Annotated in this window: 2 protein-coding genes; both read left to right on the top strand. The window is 39.3% G+C overall.

Going from position 1 to position 1,189, the window contains the following annotated elements:
• A partial coding sequence (locus EXE10_RS21640; protein WP_416346114.1) for a gp53-like domain-containing protein occupies window positions 1–700 on the top strand: 700 nt, incomplete at its 5' end.
• 1 nt (window position 701) lies between these two features.
• Window positions 702–1,189: hypothetical protein (locus EXE10_RS20990; RefSeq protein WP_130114597.1), on the top strand; the 488-nt coding region annotated here is incomplete at its 3' end.

Below are 1,189 nucleotides of genomic sequence, written 5' to 3'. Positions count from 1 at the left end.
GGGATGGGGTGTTTACAGGAATAGTTCTGCGACTAACTTTGACCCTGCTTTGCCTGTAAATTATGGTGGAACAGGAGCGACATCTGTTGAATCAGCAAAAGTAAATTTAAAGATAAATAGATTTGCTCAAGACCCGTCTGTAACTTCTTTATATGCACCTACAACCGATTCTCGAATTGTAATTACTGATAAAAGTTGGGGCATTTGGAGTGTTAACCCTGAGTTTGATTCAGCATTGCCCGTATCGAGTGGCGGAACGGGTCGTAAAGATGGTAAAGCCCAAGCACTCGCCACGCCGCGCAAGATAGAGCTTTTAGGTGCTGTTTTTGGAAGTGCGAGCTTTGATGGTTCTGGCAACATTGTTATTAATACAACATATAACAGCGCAAGGAATTTAAATGAGAACGGTTATATTATTCATCCTGATGGACGTGTAGAGCAGTGGGGATATATTGCAGGTGGTGCAGATGAACAAATTTACACGGTAAACTTCCCGATTACTTTTCCAAATCAATGCTCAAATATTCAAGTAAGTCGTATGCGAAAATACAGCACAGTTTCTGTAGCAGATGCAGATGGTGGTGCTCTAGTTCTCGAAGGAACTATTACTCGATCATCATTTGTTGTAGATCATCAACGCTTTAACTCTAGTTCTGTTGGTTCTCTTGGCGGAACGATGTGGAGAGCAATAGGTTATTAATATGATAAATTTTAGTGAAAAAGATCAAGCATTTTACGATTCAGATCTAAATTATTCTGATCCGCCATCGGATTTGATAGAGATTGATGAGCAACAACACACAGATTTACTTAGTAAATTAAATGAAGGTTGTTATATTTTTTCAGATTTAACTACGTCAGAAAAAAAACCTTCAGCATTTCATAAATGGATCAAAGGTGCATGGGTTGACGATCGTACTGAAGATGAAAAACGAGAATATTATCTATCAAGGCTCCCATCGCTCACACGCTACCAATTTTTGCGTTGCTTATTAGAAAATGGATTTAAATCAAGCGATATAGAAGCTCAAATTCTCACAATTGAAGATGAAATGAAGCGAGAACTAGCACTGCTGGGCTTTAAAGAAGCTACGAGTTTTGTGCGAACTGATGACAGTATTGTGGCTATGCAAAGTGCGCTTGGCTTTAGTGATGAGCAAGTTGATCGGCTTTGGGAATATGCGATGAA

Origin of the sequence: Acinetobacter sp. WCHAc060033, from assembly GCF_004209125.1 — a bacterium.
GTDB lineage: Bacteria > Pseudomonadota > Gammaproteobacteria > Pseudomonadales > Moraxellaceae > Acinetobacter > Acinetobacter wuhouensis.
This window is presented reverse-complemented; position numbering and strand designations above follow the sequence as displayed.